This window comes from Pseudorhodobacter antarcticus, from assembly GCF_900110135.1.
Taxonomy (GTDB): Bacteria; Pseudomonadota; Alphaproteobacteria; order Rhodobacterales; family Rhodobacteraceae; genus Pseudorhodobacter; species Pseudorhodobacter antarcticus.
The window spans coordinates 21,305-41,622 of record NZ_FOCO01000011.1; the positions used below are offsets into that span (position 1 = coordinate 21,305).

General features: G+C 60.7%; 19 protein-coding genes. 5 read left to right on the top strand and 14 right to left on the bottom strand.

Annotation, left to right across the window (positions count from 1 at the left end; all coding sequences use genetic code 11):
• Window positions 1-84: 84 nt before the first annotated feature.
• Entirely contained in the window at window positions 85-1,305 is a 1,221-nt protein-coding gene (locus tag BMY36_RS07520) for a glycosyltransferase family 2 protein (RefSeq protein WP_050519599.1), read from the bottom strand.
• Window positions 1,302-2,096: a 3'(2'),5'-bisphosphate nucleotidase CysQ gene (gene cysQ / locus BMY36_RS07525; RefSeq protein ID WP_050519600.1), complete on the bottom strand. Its 795-nt coding sequence runs from the start codon at window positions 2,094-2,096 to the stop codon at window positions 1,302-1,304. Before cysQ ends, BMY36_RS07520 begins: the two co-directional genes overlap by 4 nt.
• A gap of 131 nt (window positions 2,097-2,227) precedes the next feature.
• Between cysQ and BMY36_RS07530 the strand changes: the two genes are divergently transcribed.
• Complete coding sequence (locus BMY36_RS07530) at window positions 2,228-3,049, top strand: ABC transporter permease (RefSeq protein WP_050519601.1); 822 nt, start codon at window positions 2,228-2,230, stop codon at window positions 3,047-3,049.
• Between the two features lie 6 nt (window positions 3,050-3,055).
• On the opposite strand, the gene BMY36_RS07535 is transcribed toward BMY36_RS07530, so the two are convergent.
• The 10 genes from BMY36_RS07535 to BMY36_RS07580 all read right to left on the bottom strand — a co-directional run bounded on the left by BMY36_RS07535 (window position 3,056) and on the right by BMY36_RS07580 (window position 15,202).
• Complete coding sequence (locus tag BMY36_RS07535) at window positions 3,056-3,586, bottom strand: HutD/Ves family protein (RefSeq protein ID WP_074818557.1); 531 nt, start codon at window positions 3,584-3,586, stop codon at window positions 3,056-3,058.
• The gene (locus tag BMY36_RS07540) at window positions 3,583-4,749 is read right to left on the bottom strand and encodes a DNA recombination protein RmuC (RefSeq protein WP_050519603.1); all 1,167 of its coding nucleotides are present in this window, start codon (window positions 4,747-4,749) and stop codon (window positions 3,583-3,585) included. Before BMY36_RS07540 ends, BMY36_RS07535 begins: the two co-directional genes overlap by 4 nt.
• A complete protein-coding gene (mutL, locus tag BMY36_RS07545; RefSeq protein ID WP_050519604.1) occupies window positions 4,746-6,569 on the bottom strand; it encodes a DNA mismatch repair endonuclease MutL in 1,824 nt (607 codons plus the stop codon). Before mutL ends, BMY36_RS07540 begins: the two co-directional genes overlap by 4 nt.
• A gap of 63 nt (window positions 6,570-6,632) precedes the next feature.
• A complete protein-coding gene (locus tag BMY36_RS07550) occupies window positions 6,633-7,946 on the bottom strand; it encodes a M16 family metallopeptidase (RefSeq protein WP_414811681.1) in 1,314 nt (437 codons plus the stop codon).
• On the bottom strand, window positions 7,946-9,307 hold the full coding sequence (locus tag BMY36_RS07555; protein ID WP_050519605.1) for a M16 family metallopeptidase: 1,362 nt from the start codon (window positions 9,305-9,307) through the stop codon (window positions 7,946-7,948). The genes BMY36_RS07550 and BMY36_RS07555 overlap by 1 nt, the downstream gene beginning before the upstream one ends.
• A 97-nt stretch (window positions 9,308-9,404) precedes the next feature.
• A complete protein-coding gene (locus BMY36_RS07560) occupies window positions 9,405-9,932 on the bottom strand; it encodes a DUF3035 domain-containing protein (RefSeq protein WP_050519657.1) in 528 nt (175 codons plus the stop codon).
• 52 nt (window positions 9,933-9,984) lie between these two features.
• Complete coding sequence (gene lspA, locus BMY36_RS07565; RefSeq protein WP_050519606.1) at window positions 9,985-10,467, bottom strand: signal peptidase II; 483 nt, start codon at window positions 10,465-10,467, stop codon at window positions 9,985-9,987.
• Window position 10,468: 1 nt separating this feature from the next.
• A complete protein-coding gene (gene purH / locus BMY36_RS07570; RefSeq protein WP_050519607.1) occupies window positions 10,469-12,073 on the bottom strand; it encodes a bifunctional phosphoribosylaminoimidazolecarboxamide formyltransferase/IMP cyclohydrolase in 1,605 nt (534 codons plus the stop codon).
• A 27-nt stretch (window positions 12,074-12,100) separates the two neighbouring features.
• On the bottom strand, window positions 12,101-13,831 hold the full coding sequence (locus BMY36_RS07575; RefSeq protein ID WP_050519608.1) for a heparinase II/III family protein: 1,731 nt from the start codon (window positions 13,829-13,831) through the stop codon (window positions 12,101-12,103).
• Between the two features lie 102 nt (window positions 13,832-13,933).
• Complete coding sequence (locus BMY36_RS07580; RefSeq protein WP_050519609.1) at window positions 13,934-15,202, bottom strand: RsmB/NOP family class I SAM-dependent RNA methyltransferase; 1,269 nt, start codon at window positions 15,200-15,202, stop codon at window positions 13,934-13,936.
• A gap of 76 nt (window positions 15,203-15,278) precedes the next feature.
• Between BMY36_RS07580 and BMY36_RS07585 the strand changes: the two genes are divergently transcribed.
• On the top strand, window positions 15,279-15,476 hold the full coding sequence (locus tag BMY36_RS07585) for a DUF1674 domain-containing protein (RefSeq protein ID WP_050519610.1): 198 nt from the start codon (window positions 15,279-15,281) through the stop codon (window positions 15,474-15,476).
• 37 nt (window positions 15,477-15,513) lie between these two features.
• On the opposite strand, the gene BMY36_RS07590 is transcribed toward BMY36_RS07585, so the two are convergent.
• Entirely contained in the window at window positions 15,514-16,146 is a 633-nt protein-coding gene (locus BMY36_RS07590) for a ChrR family anti-sigma-E factor (protein ID WP_050519611.1), read from the bottom strand.
• 11 nt (window positions 16,147-16,157) lie between these two features.
• The gene (locus tag BMY36_RS07595) at window positions 16,158-16,805 is read right to left on the bottom strand and encodes a sigma-70 family RNA polymerase sigma factor (RefSeq protein WP_082224837.1); all 648 of its coding nucleotides are present in this window, start codon (window positions 16,803-16,805) and stop codon (window positions 16,158-16,160) included.
• A gap of 208 nt (window positions 16,806-17,013) precedes the next feature.
• On the opposite strand from BMY36_RS07595, the gene BMY36_RS07600 reads away from it, so the two are divergent.
• The 3 genes from BMY36_RS07600 to BMY36_RS07610 are packed head-to-tail and all read left to right on the top strand — an operon-like array spanning window position 17,014 to window position 20,311.
• The gene (locus tag BMY36_RS07600) at window positions 17,014-18,303 is read left to right on the top strand and encodes an NAD(P)/FAD-dependent oxidoreductase (RefSeq protein WP_050519612.1); all 1,290 of its coding nucleotides are present in this window, start codon (window positions 17,014-17,016) and stop codon (window positions 18,301-18,303) included.
• Window positions 18,300-19,052, top strand: coding sequence for a DUF1365 domain-containing protein (locus tag BMY36_RS07605; protein ID WP_050519613.1), 753 nt, complete (start codon window positions 18,300-18,302; stop codon window positions 19,050-19,052). The genes BMY36_RS07600 and BMY36_RS07605 overlap by 4 nt, the downstream gene beginning before the upstream one ends.
• On the top strand, window positions 19,049-20,311 hold the full coding sequence (locus BMY36_RS07610; RefSeq protein ID WP_050519614.1) for an MFS transporter: 1,263 nt from the start codon (window positions 19,049-19,051) through the stop codon (window positions 20,309-20,311). The genes BMY36_RS07605 and BMY36_RS07610 overlap by 4 nt, the downstream gene beginning before the upstream one ends.
• Window positions 20,312-20,318: the final 7 nt, after the last annotated feature.

Sequence of the window (20,318 nt, forward strand, 5' to 3'; positions counted from 1 at the left end):
ATATACTGGCGAATCGGAAACAATTGGCAATGCCGTGCCGATGACAGATCAGCCATAGCAAACAGTGTTGGAAGGTTTGATTGCCTACACGGGCCGGTATTTAGACAAGCGGGCCAATTCACGCTTTAGCCGTTCCGGCGCGGGCAGCCACACAAATCGCGCTGCACAGCGAAACGCCCGACCAAAACGCCCCCCGTTTTGCTGCCAATAGCCGCCATCGGTGAACTGATGCTGGTGGGCACGCACGCCGCGCGACAACATGATGACGGTGACAATTTTCCCTTCGGCCCGGGCGCGCTGTGCGGCTGCGGCCAGATCGTGGCGCTGGGCTGCGGTGCCAAACAGCACGCAACCGCTGCGCGGCCCGGTCTTTGGTAACGGGGAAAAAGGGGGCGGGGTGGCAAGGATGGGCGTGGGGGCAGAGGGCTGCGTTTGGTCCGCGGCCAGCCCTGCGTGCAAGCTTGCCAAAATGCGGTGGACATCTGCAGGTTCAATGGCGCCGCCGACCATGTGGCGGATCAAGCGCGCGCGTTGCTGCGCGATATGGCGCGGCAGTGCAGTTGCATCTGCGCCATGATTTGCAGCAAAGCGGGCAAGGCTGCGGCCAATTTCAACCAAATCACGGGGCACGCGGTCCGCCCGCCGGCGCGCCGATGCCGCAAACCCGTGATGGACCACCGCATCCGGCACCACCGCAGTCAGGTCCCCGCGCCCTGCGCCGTGCGCGGCAAGGCGCAGGTTCACGTCCGCCTCATCCAGATAAAACCTATACCCTGCGTCAAACCCGCCAATTGCCAGCAAATCTTCGCGGCGAAAGGCGCAGTTGGTGCCTTGTGTCTTTATTGCGCGGCGGGGGGTGCCGGGGTGCAAGCTGGGGGACGGCCCCGCCGCAAACGGATGGTCAAACCCATCTGCATCAACCCACGCCGCGCGCCATTGCCATGCCAGCCCCGACCGCCCCAGCACAAACCCACCCGCCGCCGTGACGCGCGGATCGGCAAAAGGCGCGACCAATCGCTGCAGCCATGTTGGTTCGGGCACAGCATCATCGTCCAAAAACGCCACCACAAGGGCTGCGGCCAGCGCCAAGCCAAGGTTGCGCGCGGCGGATATATTCGCCTCATCATAAATGACGGTTTTGATAGGATAACCAAGGGCTTGAACCGCCGCAACCGCGACGGGGTCCGCGACCACAATCACCTCAAACGCGGGGTGATCCAGCTGTACCACCCCCGCCAGCGCCCGCATCAATGCCGCCGTACGGTGGCGGCTGACGATAATTAAACTGGCGGGGGGGGGGGTCATGTCTTCAGGGCAACGCCGGGGGCGTAAGCGATGAAAAACGGATTGGCCCAGCCGGGTTTGCCGTAAGCCAAAGGTTCGTGGGTTTCAAAATGCACCACATGCCCCCCCGCCCCGCGCAACACCGCATCGCCCGCCGCCGTGTCCCATTCCATCGTGCGACCCAACCGGGGGTACAAATCCGCCTCGCCCGTAGCGACCAAGCAAAACTTCAAACTGCTGCCAGCCGATGTCATGTCGCGCACCGCATATTTGCCGATATAGGCATCCGTTGCCGCATCGCGGTGCGATTTCGACGCGACCACCATTAGGGCGGCGTTATCGGGCTGCGACACTTTGATTTCATGGCAGGGGCCAGCTTGATCTTTAAGGAAATCACCAGTCTCTTCAATTGCTTGGCCATCCGCGCGGGTGTAAAACAACCGCCCCTTTGCGGGCGCATAAACCACGCCACGCACAGGCACGCCGTTTTCAACATAGGCAATATTCACCGTAAAATCGCCGCGCCGTTGCACAAATTCCTTGGTGCCATCCAAAGGATCCACGATCAGGAATGTGCTGGCTTGCAGGCTGTGACTGTCCGCCTGCTCCTCGGTGATCAAGGTCACGTTTGGATAGGCGGCGCGCAATCCGGCGGAAATGATCGCATCTGCGGCCTCATCGGCTTCGGTAACCGGGCTTGCGTCCGATTTTGCGCGCACGTCAAAATCGGGGGCGGCATAAACCTCCATAATCTTGTCGCCAGCGTCCAAGACCAGTTTGCGCATCAGCGACACAAGGGGGGCATAGTCCATAATTCTCTCCGATCAGCGGGCTTTCGGCATCATTGCCTCTAAGTTGACATTCCTTTATCATAAGAACTTAACAGATCGGCAATATTTCCCGTGTATCAAGGCGGCAGCCCGAGAGCAAAGGTAGGGTAACGATGTTCCAAAGCGCCCCCCGGCGAACCCCGACCCGCACCGCTTTTGGGATGCTGGAACTGGTGTTCCATGCGTCCGTGCGAAATGTGCGCAAAAATCATGGTAATCCGGTGATTGGGTTGTTGTTGAACATTGTGCAAACCGTGATGCTGGTCGCGGTGTTTTTTCTAATGTTCAGCCTGCTTGGCATGCGCGGTTCTGCAATCCGGGGCGACTTTTTGCTGTATGTGATGTCGGGCATTTTCATGTTCATGACGCATGTCAAATCCTTGGGTGCTGTTGCGGGCTGTGATGGACCCACATCTGCAATGATGAAACACGCGCCAATGAACACGTTTGTGGCGATCACCTCGGCGGCATTGGCGGCACTTTATACGCAGGTTTTGTCGGCCACGGTGGTTTTGTACATCTATCACGCCGCTTTTGTGCCCATCAGCATCCATGATCTGCCCGGCGCATTGGGGATGCTTATTTTGTCGTGGAGCAGTGGGGCCGCGATTGGCACCATCGTTTTGGCGATGAAACCTTGGGCCCCCGACGCGGTGGGTATCATTTCGCAGCTGTATCAGCGCGCCAATATGATCGCGAGCGGTAAGATGTTTGTCGCCAACACCATGCCCACCCACAAACTGTCGATGTTCGATTGGAACCCGCTGTTTCACACGATTGACCAAGGGCGCGGTTTTATTTTTCTGAATTATCACCCGCATTACAGCAATTATATGTACCCGATAAAGGTCACATTGGTGCTGTTCGTGATTGGCCTGATGTTGGAAAGCTTCACGCGCAAACACGCCTCCGTAAGCTGGGGTGCCAAGCATTAACGGCGGTTACGTCGGGTTCGTGAACAGGTGAATTGCCAAAGCGCGCGTGCCCAAGGGGATGCCATTTGGCGCATCCCACAGCAGGTCATGGCACGCCATTAGGGTGTCGCCAAACCGCAGGTCGTCCAAGGCGAACAGGCACAAAGTGGCACCCGGGCGCGCTGCAATCGGTGTGTTTTCGATCAATTGCACATGCGGCAACGGCAAGCTGCGGTGGGTCATCACGTTGAAGTCCACCGAAACACCGGCCACATTCTGGGCGCGCAAAGCGATGTCGCCCGCAAAGGCCACAGGCTGCAACAGGTTTGCGCGCAGGTGTGCGCCCCCAGCAAGGTCAAAGCCCGGCCCCGAAATCACCGTTAAATTTCGTTCAATATCAGGGAATTGCGAAAATGGCCCCGCCTCGGCCACCGTGGCCATAGAAAACCGCCACAGCATCCGCCCACCCGCATCATGGCGCAGCATTTCTACAGTTGTCCCGCGCCCATTGGCCCAAGGCATGTCAACATAATCGGCCCGCGAAAGGTGGCGAGTCATTGTGCAGCCCGCCCGGCGATCAAATCCGGGCTGGGGGGCAGATCGGGCGACAGATCTTCAAAATCAAAATTATCCAACCGCGCCGCGCGTTTGCCAGCGCGTTCGGCGGCGGTGCCGATGCCGTCCAAATCGGCGCGCGCTTGGTTGAAATGGGTGTTCAACCGCTCCACCCGTTCCACCACCAGCTCCACATCGCGGTGCAACAGGCGCAAGGTCGCGCGGATTGCTCCCGCCTGTTCACGCATCCGTGCATCTTTCAGCACGGCGCGCATGGTGTTCAGCGTGGCCATGCAGGTGGTTGGCGACACGATCCACACCTTTGCGTCAAACCCGTCGCGCACCAGTTCCGGGAAATTGGCGTGCAATTCCGCATATACCGCCTCGGATGGTAGAAACATCAGCGCGCCATCGGCTGTTTCCCCCTCCAGAATATATTTCTCGGATATGGCTTTAATATGGGCGCGCACCGAAACTCGCATTTGGCGCGCCGCCTCGGCCATGTCCAGCGGGGTTTTGGCGCGGCGCAGCGCCTCATACGCCTCCAGCGGGAATTTGCTGTCGATTACGATCGGGCCGGGCGGATTGGGCAGGTGGATCAGGCAATCCGCCCTGCGCCCGTTGGATAAGGTGGCCTGCATCGTATAGGCATCGGGCGGCAGCGCCTTGTGGACAATATCATTCAGCTGGATTTCGCCAAACGCGCCGCGGGTTTGTTTGTTCGACAAAATATCCTGCAAGCCCAACACGTTGCCCGACAGTTTTTCAATATTTGCCTGCGCCTTGTCGATGGTTTCCAGCCGTTCATGCAACGCCCCAAGGCTGCGCGCGGTGCGGGTTGATGTGCCATGCAGGCTTTCAGTCATGCCGCGCTGCACCTCCATCAACCGCTGTTCCATCAGTTGCAGCATCGCGGTTTGCGAATGAGTTTGGGTTTCGGACACATGGTGCAACCCGCCTGCCAGCCGTTCCTGCCCTTCGGATAAATGCTGCACGCGCTGGCCCAGCCACCCCATTTCGCGCATCAACGGTTCCGCCGCGCGCGCCGACTGCCCGGCCGCCCGCAGAATAAGCAGGAAAAATCCCAGCACCACCAGCGCCACACCCGCAACAATCAGGACCAGCGGATCATTCCAAACATAGGTTTGCCCAGCGATTTCAATCATCTGCGGCCAAACAGCTTTTCAATATCTGCCAGTTTCAGCTCCACATAGGTCGGGCGTCCGTGGTTGCATTGGCCCGACAGTGGCGTCGCCTCCATCTCTCGCAGCAGGGCGTTCATCTCTTCGGGGCGCATTTGGCGGCCAGAACGGACAGACCCGTGGCAGGCCATGCGCGACAAAACCGCGTCCATGCGCGCTTGCAATCGGTCCGAACTGCCCAAATCTGCAAGGTCATCCAAAATATCGCGCAGCAGGGCGGCGGCATCCACGCGGCCCAAAATCGCCGGCGTTTCGCGCACGGCAATGGCACTGCCGCCAAACGCCTCAATCACCAAACCAAGGGCGGCAAGGTCGCTTGCGGCATCCAAAAGGCGGGCGCAGTCATTGGCGGAAAATTCAATAATATCAGGGATCAACAGCGCTTGGGCCGCAATGCCAGCCCCGTCACGCTGCGCTTTTAGCCGTTCATACACCAGCCGTTCATGCGCCGCGTGCTGGTCCACAATCACCATACCATCTGCAGTTTGCGCGATGATGTAATTTTCATGCACCTGTGCGCGGGCAGCCCCCAAAGGGCGCGACACATCTGCCGTTGGCAAAGGCGCGTCAAATCGGGCAGAAGGGGCCTCGGCAAATCCCATAGGCGCTTGCAACGCGAAGCCGCGCGAAATCGCGCCCGCCGATGGGCGGTCCATTTGATAAACGCGCGCAGGCCCACCGGCTTCCGCTTGAAATGCACCCAGCGTTTCTGCGCCCACTGTGGATGATGCACGGTGCCCCGCCTCGGCCAGCGCGTGGCGCAAGGACGACACGATCAGCGCGCGCACCAGTGCCGGGTCGCGAAACCGCACTTCAGATTTCGCGGGGTGTACGTTAACATCCACCCATTGCGGGTCACATTCCACGTTCAAAACTGCCGCCGGATGCCGATCGCGGCCAAGCACGTCCATGTATGCTGCCCGCAACGCGCCAAACAGCTGGCGGTCCTGCACCGGGCGACCATTCACAAACAGGTATTGCGCGGCCGATGATCCGCGCGAATAGGTGGGCAAGGCGGCATATCCGACCAGCCGCAACCCGTCGCGCGGGGCGTCAATCGCCAAAGCGTTATCGGCAAAATCGCGGCCCAACACGGTGGAAACACGTCCCCGCAGCGCATCAAAAAAATCGCCCGACACGGGGTCGGCACGAAACATCACCCGCGCTTCACCACCCGACACATCGCGCAGGGTGAACCCCACCTCCGGTTCTGCCAACGTCAAGCGTTTGATCACTTCGGCAATCGCCATCGCCTCGGCGCGGTCGGATCGCATGAATTTCAACCGCGCAGGCGTCGCGTAAAACAGATCGCGCAGCTCCACCACGGTACCAACGGTCAACGCCGCCGGGCGCAGCGCCTCCGTCCGTCCGCCCGAAACGGCGATCATCATCGCGTCACTGTCCGCCGTGCGCGATGTGATGGTCAAACGCCCAACCGCGCCCAGTGAAGGCAGTGCCTCACCACGAAACCCAAAGGAATGGATGTTCAGCAAATCGCTGCCGTCGATTTTTGACGTGGCATGGCGCGACAGGGCCAGCGGCAAATCCTGCGCGGTCATCCCGCAGCCATCATCGGTGACGCGGATCAAGGTTTTGCCGCCGTCTGCGTAATCAACGCTGATGCGCCGCGCGCCTGCATCCAGCGCGTTTTCCACCAGTTCCTTTACCGCCGATGCGGGACGTTCCACCACCTCACCCGCCGCGATGCGGTTGATGGCGGCTTCATCCAATTGGCGGATGATCGGGCGCGCGGGCGCGCTTATATGGGGGCCAGTGGTGTTCATACCACCAGCATTAGCATGATCCCGGCAATCGTGCCACCATATCGCCGGGGTTATCCACCGCTTTTACGGGGTGGATGTCAGCCCCTCGGGTGCGCCCACGATCACAAACTGCAGCGCATCGGGGCGCAGCAACCGCTTGGCCACACGCGCCATATCGTCCAGCGTCACCGCCTCAATCTGGGCATTGCGGGTGTCGGCGTAATCAATGGTCAGCCCATCGGCCTGCATCCCCACCAAAATCCGCGCAATCCGCGCATTTCCGTTGAACCGCAAGGGATAGGAGCCGGTCAGATAGGTCTTGGTTTTTGCCAACTCTTCTGCCGTGACCCCATTGGTGGCGGCGCGCTGCCATTCGCTGCGCACAATTTCAATCGCTTCGGCCGCCGTGGTGTTGGCGCTGGAAAACTGGCCCAACATCAATTCGGCATGGTCCATCGGCGACAGAAAGGTGCCGATGCCATAGGTCAGCCCGCGTTTATCCCGCACTTCGGTCATCAACCGCGCCGAAAACCGACCCCCGCCCAAGATTTCGTTCAATATAAAGGCTGGAAAAAAGTCAGGATCATCGCGTTTGATTCCGTCATGGCCAAAATAAATCACCGATTGCGGGCCGGGGAATTCAACCACCGTGACGCCGGGTTTCAGCGCAAGATCGGCGCGTTTGGGCAAAGGCGCGCCCGTTGTTGGCAAATCGCCCAGCAATCTGTCCAGCAAAATACCCAAATCGGCCGCCGTAATATCGCCCGTGGCCGCCACATAGATGTCGCCCCGGTTGATCGCCGATTTGAACGCCGCCAAAATATCATCGCGGCTCAAGCCTGCCACGCTTTGCTCTGTCCCGTCGCCCGAACTGCCGTAAGGGTGCGTGCCAAAGGCCAAGCGGTCAAACCGGTCCGATGCAATCGTTTCGGGGTCTTTGGTCGATGACCGAATGTTGGCCAAAACCTGGCCCCGCACGCGTTCCACAGCTTCGGCATCAAACTGGGGCTGGGTCAGTGCCAAATGCAGCAAATCCACCGCCTGTGCTTGGTTTTCGGTCAAAAACCGGGCAGAGATATTGATGCTATCGGTCCCTGCCTGAAAGCGGAAAGACGCTGCCAGATCGTCGCGGGCGTTGGCAAACCCTTGCGCATCCAGATCGCCGGCCCCTTCCTCAATCAGCGCGGTCATTAGGTTTATCACCCCGCGTTGGTCGGCGGGGTCCAACGATGTGCCGCCGCGCAGGTGAATTTCCAGCGCGGTAAAGGGGATCGCGTGATCCTCCACCAGCCACGCCGTGATACCGCCCGGCGATGTGACGGATTGGATGGGCAAGGCGGCGTGCGCGCCCATCGGCATGCTTAGCGCCAAAATCGCTGCAAAAACAAAGCGCATCATCATTGCCCTCTCTCCGCCGTTGTGGCGTCCACGCGTTGCAGCCAGCCTGTCACCGCATTTTTGCGATCAAACACATCGCGCGCGGCAGCCATCACTTGCTCTGGCGTGACATCCTGCAAGATCTGCGGCCAAGCTTGCACATCCTCCACCGTCAACCCGCTTGTAAGGGCCGTGCCATACAGCCGAGCCAAACCTTCGACATTGTCGCGGGCATAGATTTCATCAGCTCGCAATTGGCGCTTGATGCGGTCAAACGCTTGCATATCCACCCCATCGGTCATGAATTGCGCGATCACGCCGTCCACCGCCGCCTCCACCTCGGTCAAGCTGGTGTCGGGTGTCGGCACCGCCACAAACCCAAAGCTGGACACATCGAGCGACATTCCGTCGTAAAACGCACTGGTGTAAACCGCCTTTGGTGCATCGCCAAACTGCAAAGCGCGCGCCAGAACCGATGTGGTGCCGCTGCCGCCCAGCAATTCGGCCAAAACAGTCAGCGCGGCGGCCTTTTCCTGTGCGCCCGCGTCGCGTTCGGGGGCCAGATAGGTGCGGATGACATAAGGTTGGGCCACGCGCGCATCGACCATCGACAACCGGCGTTCTGCCAATTGCGGCGGTTCAATCACGCGTTGACGGGGGGCCAGATCTGGCGTGGCGGGCACGGGGCCATAGTGTTTTTCGGCCATTGCCTTGACCTCGGCGGGGTCCACATCGCCCGCGACAATCAAAATCGCGTTGTTTGGGGCGTAAAACTGGCGGTAAAACGCCAGCGCATCCTCGCGGGTCAGGGCCTCCGCCTCATGTTTCCAGCCGATCACGGGGGTGCCGTAAGGGTGGTTCAGATATTGCGCCGCGCGGGTTTGTTCGCCAAACAGCGCGCCGGGGTCGCTGTCGGTGCGCTGCGCGCGTTCTTCGACAATCACGGCGCGTTCGGTGATCACATTGTCCTCGGACAGGATCAAACCGCGCATTCGGTCCGCCTCCATTGTCATCATCAGATCAAGGCGGTCCGCAGCAACCCGTTGAAAATAAGCGGTATAATCGTAAAAGGTAAAGGCGTTGTCATTGCCACCCTGCGCCTCGACCACGGCAGAAAATTCACCCGGGGCAACGGTTTCGGTGCCTTTGAACATCAAATGTTCGAGGAAATGCGCAATGCCCGATTTGCCGCGCGGTTCATCCGCGGACCCGATTTTATACCACAGCATATGGGTAGCCACAGGGGCGCGATGATCTTCGATCACCACCGCTTGCAACCCATTGTCCAAGGTGAATGTGGTGACTGTGTCAGCCAGAACAGGCCCAGACACAAAGGCCGAAAACACCCCAAAACCAAGGGTTAGGAACAGGTTGCGCGGCATCGGCAGTCCTTTTTTAACGGTGCAGCCCTACACCTAGACATCGCGCGCATGGGGTCAAGCCATCTTGACGATGACGTGACCAATCAAGCGCTGCGCGTTACTCGCCATTTTGGGCGGGGGGGGCCGATACGGTCCGCGCGCCACGGCTGCGCCAGCGCTGCAATTCGGCCTGCTGGTTCAAGGATTGGCGGCGATATGCCTTGAAATAGACGTTCACGTTGAACAACCGTTCCAAGATGCGGCCGTTGTTGTCGCTGCGAAACGCCAAATCTTCGGCGGCAAGGTCGGGCCGGATCGACGCGCTGCGGCCATAGCGCGCAGCATGGTTTACCAGCGCGCCATCCCCCGCAGGAATACCTGCACCTGTGGTCAAACGACCGCCAAGGGCTGCGACGGCGTCCGCCTCAGGTGTTGGGTCTGTCAGGTTGCTGCCACCCAGAGTTGGCTCTGGCAGGGTTTGCAAATCTTTGGGCATTTCCAATGCTTTGGGCGGCAGAATCGCGAATTCATCCGGCCCGTTGCCCGACGATTGCACGTTCATCAAGCGCGGTTCACCCCCGCCGCAGGCGGTCAGCACAAGCATCGCCAACGCGGCAACCGCCAAAGCTCCTTTTCCTGCAAGCATCTCCGCCTCCTTCACATCACTGCGTTTTGTTTATCCGAAAGTAATCGGCGCGTCACGGGGTCTTTCGCGTTTTACTTTTCGCATCGCTTGCAAACAGAACAAGGCCCGCCGCCCCGGCAAAGATCGCAATATCCGCCACATTGAACGCATAAGGGTTTTCAAACCCGCAACACGACATGTTCAAAAAGTCGGCGACCGCACCATAAGCGACCCGGTCCACCACATTGCCCAACGCACCGCCAATCAAAATCCCCGCCGAAATCTGTGCCATGTTCGGCTGTTTGCTGCTGGAAATCCAGCGCCATACCCAAGCGGTGATCACCAGCGACACCGCGATCAGCACCCAACGCATAATTTCGGCATCATGCGCGAACAGGCCAAAATTCACGCCTTTGTTCCACGCCATGCGAAACGTCAAATAGGGTGGAAAAACATCCATATCCCCAATTTCGCGCAAGTTCAGGCCAAACACGATCGCCAGTTTGCTGACCTGATCTGCCACGAAAATCACCAAAGCGGCCCAAAATATCCGCATATCAGTGCCGGAAATGGCGTTGATTGGTGAACACCATCGCAAGGCCCGCCGCATCCGCCGCTGCAATCACCTCATCATCGCGCATCGACCCGCCGGGCTGGATGATCGCGGTTGCCCCAGCCTCGGCCGCTGTGATCAGCCCATCGGCAAAGGGGAAAAACGCGTCCGACGCCACCACAGACCCGATGGTCAGCGGCTGCGCCAGCCCCATCGCTTGCGCCATATCATCCGCTTTGCGCGCCGCAATCCGGGTGCTGTCCACGCGGCTCATTTGCCCTGCGCCCACACCCACTGTCGCGCCATCTTTGACATAGATAATCGCGTTGGATTTGACATGTTTCGCCACCGTCCACGCCATCAACAAATCGCGCATTTCGGCATCCGTTGGTGCGCGTTTGGTCACCACACGCAAATCATCCAGCGTCACATTGGCCGCATCGCGGTCTTGCACCAAAAACCCGCCCGCGACTTGGCGAAATGCCAACCCCAACGTGGCTGCATCCGGTAAGGTGCCCGTGGTCAGCAGCCGCAGGTTTTTCTTGCCCGCAAACACCGCGCGCGCGGCGTCATCGGCATCGGGCGCAATCACCACTTCGGTAAAAATCTCGACAATCCGCTCTGCCGTTGGCCCGTCAAGCGTTTGGTTCAACGCGATAATCCCGCCGAACGCCGATGTGCGGTCGCAATCAAACGCACGCCCATACGCCTCGGCCAATGTCGCACCCAGCGCCACACCGCAGGGGTTGGCGTGTTTGATAATCGCCACTGCAGGCCCTTTGCCCGCAAATTCGGCGACCAGTTCAAACGCGGCATCCGTGTCGTTGATGTTGTTATACGACAGCTCCTTGCCCTGCCATTGCTTGGCGGTGGCCACACCGGGCCGCGCGCTGCCATCGGTGTAAAACGCCGCGCGTTGATGCGGGTTTTCGCCGTATCGCAATGTTTGCGCCAAAGTGCCCGCAAAGGCGCGGCGGCGCGGGGCGACCACATTCAGCGCGCCCGCCATCCAATTTGACACCGCGGCATCATAAGCCGCCGTGCGTGCATAGGCCGTTTGCGCCAATCCCTGCCGAAACCCATAGCTGGTTGCGCCATCATGCGTCCCCAACTCCGCCAACAGCGCCGCATAATCCTCGGGGTCGGTCACCACATTGACAAAACGGTGGTTTTTGGACGCCGCGCGGATCATCGCGGGCCCGCCAATGTCGATGTTCTCGATGCAGGTGTCATAATCGGCACCTTTTGCCACGGTCGCTTCAAACGGATACAGGTTCACCACCAACAGGTCGATTGGCGCAATCCCATGCGCCTGCATCGCCGCGACATGACCCGCATCATCGCGCAACGCCAGCAACCCACCATGCACATTCGGATGCAGGGTTTTCACCCGCCCGTCCATCATTTCGGGAAACCCCGTGACATCGGCCACATCAACAACTGTCAGCCCCGCTTGGCGCAATGTCCCCGCAGACCCCCCCGTCGACAACAGCTCCACCCCCATCGCCGCCAGCGTGCGGGCAAGGTCGATCAACCCAGTTTTGTCAGACACCGACAGCAAAGCGCGTTTTACATGGACAATATCGGCGGGCAAGCGATCGGCGGGCATGGGCAAGTCCTTTTGGCAGCGTTCAGGTCAAGATGAAACGTCGTCACGTTCCACATCGCGGATGGCCAGCGGAGTATCCTGTGCTTTGGCCAAGGTCCAGCCAATCACAGCGTCCAAACTGTCCACATGGCCGGAAAGTACGATTTGTTTGCTCGCGCGCGGGTTGATCCGCCCTTTTTCCAGATAAACCGAGGGTTCCACCGACAACCCTTGTGCGCCGGAATGGCGGAAAATCCAAATCTCGCCGCTTTTCAGGGCCAGCGACACGGCATTGCCGCCCATATCAATCGCGGCATCGACATCGGGATGCAGGTGAAACCGAATGGCGAACCGGATTTGCGCAGCCCCTTTGCGGGCCATGACGGCGGTCAGGCGGGCGCGATCTTCGGCCGATACGGCGCGCAATTCATCTTGGCCGCCCAAATGCCGCCCGTCATGCGACAAGATCAGCAGCCGGGAATGGGTCAACCCATGCGTTGCAATCCAACCATTATGCGCCAGCCGCAGCGCGTGGCCATCGGCGGTTTCGGTGGGGCGCGTTTGGGTGACATGGGCGCGGTCTGCCATCACCTCGGGGGCGCTTTGGGTCAACCGGCTGGAGGAATACCCTTCCACCGTCAGGGTTGAATGGCTGGGGGTGGCACGGCCCGCGCGGTGCCATTCGGGGCCAAACGGCGCGCCCGATCCGCAGTTCACAATCACGGGTCTGCGCCCCGACGTCATTTCAAACGCCAATGTCGATGCATGTGCCGATGCGCCCGCAGGTCCGGCGGGTGGGTCGGTGGCATCAACAATCACCGTGGTGCGCCCGCCGCCCAGCCGCAAAAACCCCATCGCAGGGCCGCTGCCGGGGGCCGCGCGCACGCCCGATGCGGCCAGCGCATGGTCCAACCGCCCGTCCATTCCGCGCCCGCCGCCATGAAATCGCGCCAACGCCCCATCGGCATGGCGCAAGCTGCGCAGGGTGGGGGCAATGCGTTCAATCGCGGCGCGGTGCGCTTGGGGCACCACTTGCCCCGCCTCACCCAGCGCTTGCGCGGCCCAGGTTAGCAGGGTAAAAACCTCTAGCAATTCTTCGGGGTTGCGGCTGGGCAGGCCGCCATCTGCGTCCACTTCTGCCTCACATTCGCGGGCCAATGCGGCCACCGCGGGGGCCACCACCCGTTCCATCCCGGTCAAGGCAAGACCAGCATAGATCAACCCCGTCAACGCCTCAAATCGGCGCAAACCGGGGGCTGACGCCCGCCAGCGGCGCGACAAAAACATGGTTTGCGTCGACATCGCCGCAAAATATTGCCGGGTTTGCACCGAATCGCGGCCATTCATCAAAAATATCGCATGGTTGATCCAACGGATCAGCCGCCGACCCGTCAAATCTGGCGTCCAACCCGGCCCACGCCCAGTGGCAAACGCCGCAATCCAATCCCAGGTCCAATCTTGGGCGCGCGCGCGTGCAATGGGGTCGCCCACAGCGGCCAGATCATCCAGCCACCCAAACCCATGCGCTTCCGCCCAAAATTCGGGTGCGTCGATGGGCGCATCCCACAAGGATTTGCCGGACGCCTCTATCAGATGCCCTGCCAGCAAAAAGTTGCCAGCTGTCAACTGTTTGCCCCGTGCAAACAGGCCAATGCTGCGCGGTTCTGGGGTGGTCACAAATCCCGTTGCGGCATGACTGCGCTGCGCCCGCCAAGCGGCCAACCGGTTCTGCCAACGCGTCAAACGCGCCGCGAACCCGTCTTTATCCGGGTAAGCCAAGGTGCCTCATGCAGGTTGCCACTCGATCGTCAGGCCCAATTGCGGGTCATATTCCCACAACCTTAACGCCCCCTGCGGGCGCTGTCACCGCAAAACAAAGGGTCAGGCGGCGGGTGTGCGCAAGCGTGCCATGAAAAACCCATCTATCCCGCCGATGTCTGCCCAATAATCGGGGCGCAAGCGCAAACCGCCATCGGGTGTTATCCACGCAGGATCAATACCTTGCAGGGTTGGTGGTTCCACCGTCAGGGCCGGGTGGCGGGCAAGGGTGGCTGTCAGTTGGTCCTCGCCTTCCTCTGCCAACAGCGAACATGTGCAAAACACCAACCGCCCACCGGGTTTCAAGAACCCCAGCGCGCGGTCGATCAGTGCTGCTTGCAGCGCGACCAGTTGCGGCACATCGCTGCCATCCTTGGAAAACGGCAAATCGGGGTGGCGGCGCAACGTGCCCGTGGCCGAACAGGGCGCATCCAGCAGCACCGCGTCAAACAGATATCCCGGTTCCCAATGCAGCGCATCCGTGGCGATGATTGACGCTGTCAGCCCGGTGCGCGCCAAGTTTTCGTGCAAGCGCGCAAGGCGCGGAGAGGAGATATCCACTGCCGTCACCTTTGCCCCGGTGGCCGCCAATTGCAGGGTTTTGCCTCCCGGTGCGGCGCATAAATCCAGCACCACCTCGCCTTTTTGCGCATCCAGCAGGCGCGCGGCCATTGCAGCGCCCGCATCTTGCACCCACCAATCGCCCGTCGCAAACCCCGGCAGTGCGGACACTTGCACAGACTGCCCAATCCGCAGGCTGCCCGTGGGCAGGGCCACCGCCCCCTCAATTTCAACGCTGGTTTTCGGCGTCAGGTCCAGCGGTGGGGCTTGCGCCTGCACCGCCTCAATCGCGGCTACAACATCGCGGCCCCAGCGATGGACCAAAGGTTGGCGCAGCCATTGCGGCATGCGCTGCGGCGGCAGTTTGACAAAGGGGTCTGGCGTGGCCGCAACTTTGCGCAGCACGGCGTTGACCAGCCCGGTCATATGCCCGGTGCGGTTGCCGTGACGCACAATATCAACCATTGCATTCACCACGCCATGCGCCGCACCCCCGTCCACCGCCATTTCCACCACGGCCAGCCGCAGCGCATTGCGCACAAAATCGGGCGGCGATTTGCGCAGATAGGGCGCCAGCACCCGGTCCGCCTGTTCGATATGGCGCAAGGTGGTCAAAACCAACCGCTGCGCGCGCGCCCGGTCTGATGGGGACAAAGGCGCAATGGGGCTGTCGGGCGCGTCCAGCGCTTGGCTCAATTGCGCGCCTTCGTCCAGCACAGCCCCCAACAGGGTCACCGCCGCATTGCGCGCTGTTGTTCCATCGACTGCCATAGTGTCACCCTTCGGTTGTCTGCCCTTGCCCTTGGGCCTATATCACCCGCAAAGGCGAAACAAGGAACCCCGGATCATGACCGACGACACATCCAGTCTACCCCCTGCCAATTTGGCCCCCGCCGCACAGCGCGCCTTGGCCGAGGCTGCGGCCCGCCGCGCGCAGGCAGATGCAAAAACCGCCGCGATGCCCAAGGAATTGGGCGGGCGCGATGGGCCAGAGGCCGTGCGTTACGGCGATTGGGAGAAGAAAGGCATCGCAATCGATTTCTGATTGCGATGCCCTGTTGGCCCAGCGATGCGCGCGGGGCTTAAATCCGGAAAAACGGCTGCGCCAAACGCTGCAAAACCCCGTTGAACCGCAAGGGCGCATCCGTAGCGGCCAAACAAATGCAATCGGCTCCGGCTTCGGCGATGGGCTGGTGGTTCAAATCCTCATCAGCGATTTCCAGATCGCCGGGGCCGAACCTGTCGGTTTCATCGCGAAACGCGCCTTGCAACACCAGCGTCAATTCGGTGCCGCGATGCCCGTGATCCGGCACTTTTTGGCCTGCGGGGATGTACAACAACCGCGCTGTGGCCCCTTTTTCGGTCGGCAAAATGGCTTGGCGCACGCCCATCCCGATGGATCGCCATTTCACCGCATCCAGATCACCACCAATATAATCCATCAGCGGGCTGGGCAAAACGCTGCTGGCGCGGCGCGGCACGGCCGGGGTGGTGCGGGTCAAACGGTCCATCGTGGCGGCCAGGCTGTCGCCCGCCATCGCCACGTCGCAATCGTCCATCAACGCGCCGCCAACCGCATCAAACGCGCCCAACCGCGATTTGCAATCATCACACATCGACAGATGCACAGCGACGACCAAGTTGAACGCTTCGGGCAATTGCCCGGCGGAATAACCCATCAAAAGTTGGTCTGATATGTGGTGGCGTATGGTCATAACGTTCTCTTTCAGCTCATCTTGTGGCGGAGGCGTTCCAACGCCAGCCGAATACGGGATTTGATGGTGCCCAGCGGCAAACCGGTTTCTGCGGCGATCTCACTATGGGTCAGATCGCCAAAATAGGCGCGCTCAATCAACTGGCGTTGCTTTTCGGGCAACAGCGCCAGCGCCGCGCCCAATCGTTCGGTGTCTTGGCTTAATTCCAGCGCGTCTTGCTGGTCGGGCTCTGCTTCGGGGCCCCAAGGCAAATCCTCCGGCTCGGGGCGGCGTGATTTGCGCAAGGCATCAATACGGCGGTTGCGGGCAATCGTGAAAATCCAAGTTGCAGCAGATGCGCGGGTCGGGTCAAACAGATGCGCTTTTTGCCACAAGGTCGCCATCACGTCTTGTGCGCATTCTTCGGCCAAGGACGCGCTGGCCCCCGATTTCATCAAGAACCCCTTGATGCGCGGGGCAAAATGCCGAAACAGCGCCGCAAAGGCCGCTTTATCCTGATTGTCGCGCACTTTCAGGATCAGCACACCCCAATCATCTTCAACCGTATCCGATGGCACCGACAGCCCTTTCTGGCGCACGCATAGTGGTGCACCCCCCACAGCATAGAACTGTCCGGGGGGCTGTGCATCCGCTTTTTGATGGGGCGTAAAATCTAACATATTCCAATTACGCGTTGGTTTTTGCTTTGGATCATAGAATTTGTGAATTTATTGGGGGAAAGGTGGATTTTTCACCCAGATCGCGGCAATAAGGCCGCAACAGCACGGGGGCTGTGCAAAGTGATCCAAGGCCAGATAGCCCCCGTACCCAATTTACCCCAGCGGCGTCACCGTCCCGCTGGTCACGCCCCGCAGGAGAAGCCGTTTTATGCCGTTTGAAACCAAAGGCCCCGCCACCCGCCGCATCGCTGTGATCGGTGGCGGCATTTCTGGCATGGCCGCCGCCCACATGCTGTGCCGCGATCACCACGTCACAGTGTTTGAGGCAGAGCCACGTCTGGGCGGCCACGCGCGCACCATGATCGCAGGCAAACGCGGCGATCAACCCGTCGATACCGGGTTTATCGTGTTCAACCATGTGAATTACCCCAATTTGGTGGCCCTGTTTGATGAACTCGGCGTGCCCACGGCCAAAAGCGATATGAGCTTTGGCGCCTCCATCGGGGGCGGGCGGTTTGAATACGGGTTTCGCGATTGGGCGGGGCTGGTCGCCCAGAAACGCAATATCGCGAATCCGAAATACTGGGGCATGTTGCGTGACATCATGCGGTTTAACGCGCAGGCCGAAACGCTGGCGGGCGATGGGTCGCTGACCATTCGTGATCTGCTGGTGAAGCTGCGCGCGGGCGATTGGTTCCGCGACTACTATCTTTTGCCGTTGTCGGGGGCGATCTGGTCCACGCCGACCACGGGCATCCTCGATTTCCCCGCCCGTGCGATGATCGATTTTTTCAAAAACCACGCGTTGTTGGGCGTGACGGGCCAGCACCAGTGGTACACGGTCCAAGGCGGTTCCATCGAATATGTCCGCCGCGTCCAAACGGCACTTGTGGGTGCGGGCGTCGATCTGCGCCTTGGCGCGCCCGTGGCCGCCGTGCAGCGCAGCACCGATGCGGCGATGGTGCGGGCCGTTAGCGGCGAATGGGAAACCTTTGATGAGGTGATCTTTGCCACCCATTCTGATGACACCCTGCGCCTGCTGACCGACCCCACCCCGGAGGAATCGGCAAATCTGGGCGCCATCCGCTATCAGCCCAATGATGTCGTCCTGCATTCCGATGCCGCGATGATGCCCAAACGCCGCGCCGCTTGGGCATCTTGGGTCTATGTCGAAGGGGCGGGGCCGCGCCCGGACCGGATTGATCTGACCTATTGGATGAACTCGCTACAACCCATCCCAATGGATGACCTGCTGTTTGTCACCCTGAACGCCAACAAACCCATCCGGCAGGAATTGATTCATGACCAAATCACCTTTCGCCACCCGGTTTACGATCTTGGCGCCTTGGCCGCGCAAAAGGCCATTCGCGCGACCAACGGCACCAAGGCCACATGGTTTTGCGGCGCGTGGATGCGCAACGGGTTCCACGAGGACGGCTTTGCCAGCGCGGTCGATGTAGTGAACGCCCTGCGCGCCCGGCAGGTGCAACCTGCATGAACCGGGTTGATTACATCAAAGGCCAAACCTTTCACGGCAGGCGCGGCGCGGTTGAAAACGCGTTTCGCTATGGCGTTGATTATGTGCTTTTTGATGCAGACGCGGCCACCACGCCCGGCCTGTTTTCCCGCAACAGCGCCAATCTGACATCGGTCTGGGACCGCGACCACGGCGGCACGCCAAAGGCGGGCACAGGGGTTGCATGGCTGCGCGCGGTTTTGGCCGAACATGGCTTGCCTGGGGGCGATCAAGTACAGCTTTTGACCCAGCCACGCGTGCTGGGTCATGTGTTCAACCCCGTGTCCTTTTGGCTGTGCCATGACGCAGCAGGCCATCTGCGCGTTGTGGTGGCAGAGGTCAGCAATACATTTGGCGACCGCCATTCCTATCTGTGCCACCGCCCCGATTTGGAACCGATCACCCGCGAAGATCACATCAAAGCCCAGAAAATCTTTCACGTCTCGCCGTTTCAACCTGTGTCGGGGGGGTATGAATTTCGCTTTGACATCCGGGCCGATCGCATCGGGATTTGGATTGATTACACCAACGGCAACGGGGGCCTCATCGCCACGCTAACAGGCCCGCGCACCCCCCTAACCAACCGCGCCATTCTTGCCGCCTGCCTGCGCCGCCCGTTCGGCTCGCGCCGCGTTCTAACCCTTATTCACTGGCAAGCGTTAAAGCTGTGGATCAAACGTGCGCCTTATTTCTCGCGCCCAGAACCGCCCGAACAGGACGTGTCGCAATGACCCCGCGCGCCCGTCTGTGGCCTTGGTCGCTGTTTGCGGCCCTCATCGCCTCGGCCGGCCTGCCGATCTATATTCATGCGCCCAAGTTTTATGTCGATGAATATGGCGTGTCCCTAATCACATTGGGTGTTGTCTTGGGCGCGTTGCGGCTGGTGGATGTAGTCCAAGACCCCGCGCTGGGCTGGCTGGCCGAAAAGGGCCGCCAGTACCGGGGCCTGATGGTCGGCGTGGCCGTGGCGGTGATGGGCGCGGCCATGCTGGGCCTGTTCGCCATGCCCCCGCTTTTGCCGCCGATCTGGTGGTTCGCGCTGATGCTTGCCGCGCTCTTTTCCGCCTTTTCCTTCCTGACCATCTGCTTTTACGCCCAAGGGGTCGCGCGGGCGCAAACTCTGCCTGGAGGGCATTTGCAACTGGCGGGCTGGCGCGAATCTGGCGCGCTGCTTGGTATCTCTGCCGCCGCGGTTGCCCCCAGTATTTTTGGCCTGATGATGGGCCACCCCTTCACCGGGTTTGCGATCGGCTTTGCAGTTTTATGCGTGGCGGGCACGCTGGCCATGCGCGGGCAATGGACCGCGTCCGGCCCCGCCATGCCAACCCCGTCCCCGTTTGCGCTGTTGGCCGAACCGCAGGTCCGCCGCCTGTTGCTGCTCGCGCTGGTCAATGCAGCCCCGGTCGCCGTCACCTCCACCCTATTCCTGTTTTTTGTCGAAAGCCGGATTGGCGCGCCCGACCTTGCAGGCCCGCTGCTGCTGCTGTTCTTTCTGGCCGCCGCCATAACCGCCCCGCTGTGGGGCCGCCTTGCCGCAACATATGGCCAGAAACAAACCCTGCTGGCGGGCATGGTTCTTGCCATTCTCGCCTTTCTTTTTGCCTTGCGCCTTGGCACGGGTGATGTGCTTGCCTTCGCCCTCATCTCTGCCGCGTCGGGGGCAGCGCTGGCCGCCGACATGGTCCTGTTGCCTGCCATTTTCGCCCGCACCCTGTCCCAGCGCGGCGGGGGGGAGGCGATGGGCTTTGGCCTATGGTCTTTCGCCTCAAAACTCACGCTGGCTTTTGCCGCGCTGACCTTGTTTCCGCTGTTGGAATTGGGCGGCTTTCGCGCGGGGCCGGATAACAGCGACCAAGCGCTTTACACCCTAACGCTGCTTTATGCGGGCTTGCCTTGCGTGCTGAAACTGCTTGCCATTGCCCTTTTGGCCCGCACGCAGCTTCCCGCAACGGCCCCGCTCCCCTCACCTCATCTGAAAGGTAGATCATGACCATCCT

Excerpts from the sequence above, each read along its gene's own strand:
- BMY36_RS07600 (WP_050519612.1), top strand. The coding sequence starts at position 17,014 with ATGCCGTTTGAAACCAAAGGCCCCGCCACCCGCCGCATCGCTGTGATC.
- BMY36_RS07550 (WP_414811681.1), bottom strand. The coding sequence starts at position 7,946 with ATGATGCGCTTTGTTTTTGCAGCGATTTTGGCGCTAAGCATGCCGATG.
- BMY36_RS07530 (WP_050519601.1), top strand. The coding sequence starts at position 2,228 with ATGTTCCAAAGCGCCCCCCGGCGAACCCCGACCCGCACCGCTTTTGGG.
- BMY36_RS07520 (WP_050519599.1), bottom strand. The coding sequence starts at position 1,305 with ATGACCCCCCCCCCCGCCAGTTTAATTATCGTCAGCCGCCACCGTACG.
- purH (WP_050519607.1), bottom strand. The coding sequence starts at position 12,073 with ATGCCCGCCGATCGCTTGCCCGCCGATATTGTCCATGTAAAACGCGCT.
- BMY36_RS07585 (WP_050519610.1), top strand. The coding sequence starts at position 15,279 with ATGACCGACGACACATCCAGTCTACCCCCTGCCAATTTGGCCCCCGCC.
- BMY36_RS07590 (WP_050519611.1), bottom strand. The coding sequence starts at position 16,146 with ATGACCATACGCCACCACATATCAGACCAACTTTTGATGGGTTATTCC.
- BMY36_RS07560 (WP_050519657.1), bottom strand. The coding sequence starts at position 9,932 with ATGCTTGCAGGAAAAGGAGCTTTGGCGGTTGCCGCGTTGGCGATGCTT.
- BMY36_RS07540 (WP_050519603.1), bottom strand. The coding sequence starts at position 4,749 with ATGATTGAAATCGCTGGGCAAACCTATGTTTGGAATGATCCGCTGGTC.
- BMY36_RS07580 (WP_050519609.1), bottom strand. The coding sequence starts at position 15,202 with ATGGCAGTCGATGGAACAACAGCGCGCAATGCGGCGGTGACCCTGTTG.
- BMY36_RS07610 (WP_050519614.1), top strand. The coding sequence starts at position 19,049 with ATGACCCCGCGCGCCCGTCTGTGGCCTTGGTCGCTGTTTGCGGCCCTC.
- cysQ (WP_050519600.1), bottom strand. The coding sequence starts at position 2,096 with ATGGACTATGCCCCCCTTGTGTCGCTGATGCGCAAACTGGTCTTGGAC.
- BMY36_RS07605 (WP_050519613.1), top strand. The coding sequence starts at position 18,300 with ATGAACCGGGTTGATTACATCAAAGGCCAAACCTTTCACGGCAGGCGC.
- BMY36_RS07555 (WP_050519605.1), bottom strand. The coding sequence starts at position 9,307 with ATGCCGCGCAACCTGTTCCTAACCCTTGGTTTTGGGGTGTTTTCGGCC.
- BMY36_RS07535 (WP_074818557.1), bottom strand. The coding sequence starts at position 3,586 with ATGACTCGCCACCTTTCGCGGGCCGATTATGTTGACATGCCTTGGGCC.
- mutL (WP_050519604.1), bottom strand. The coding sequence starts at position 6,569 with ATGAACACCACTGGCCCCCATATAAGCGCGCCCGCGCGCCCGATCATC.
- lspA (WP_050519606.1), bottom strand. The coding sequence starts at position 10,467 with ATGCGGATATTTTGGGCCGCTTTGGTGATTTTCGTGGCAGATCAGGTC.
- BMY36_RS07595 (WP_082224837.1), bottom strand. The coding sequence starts at position 16,805 with ATGTTAGATTTTACGCCCCATCAAAAAGCGGATGCACAGCCCCCCGGA.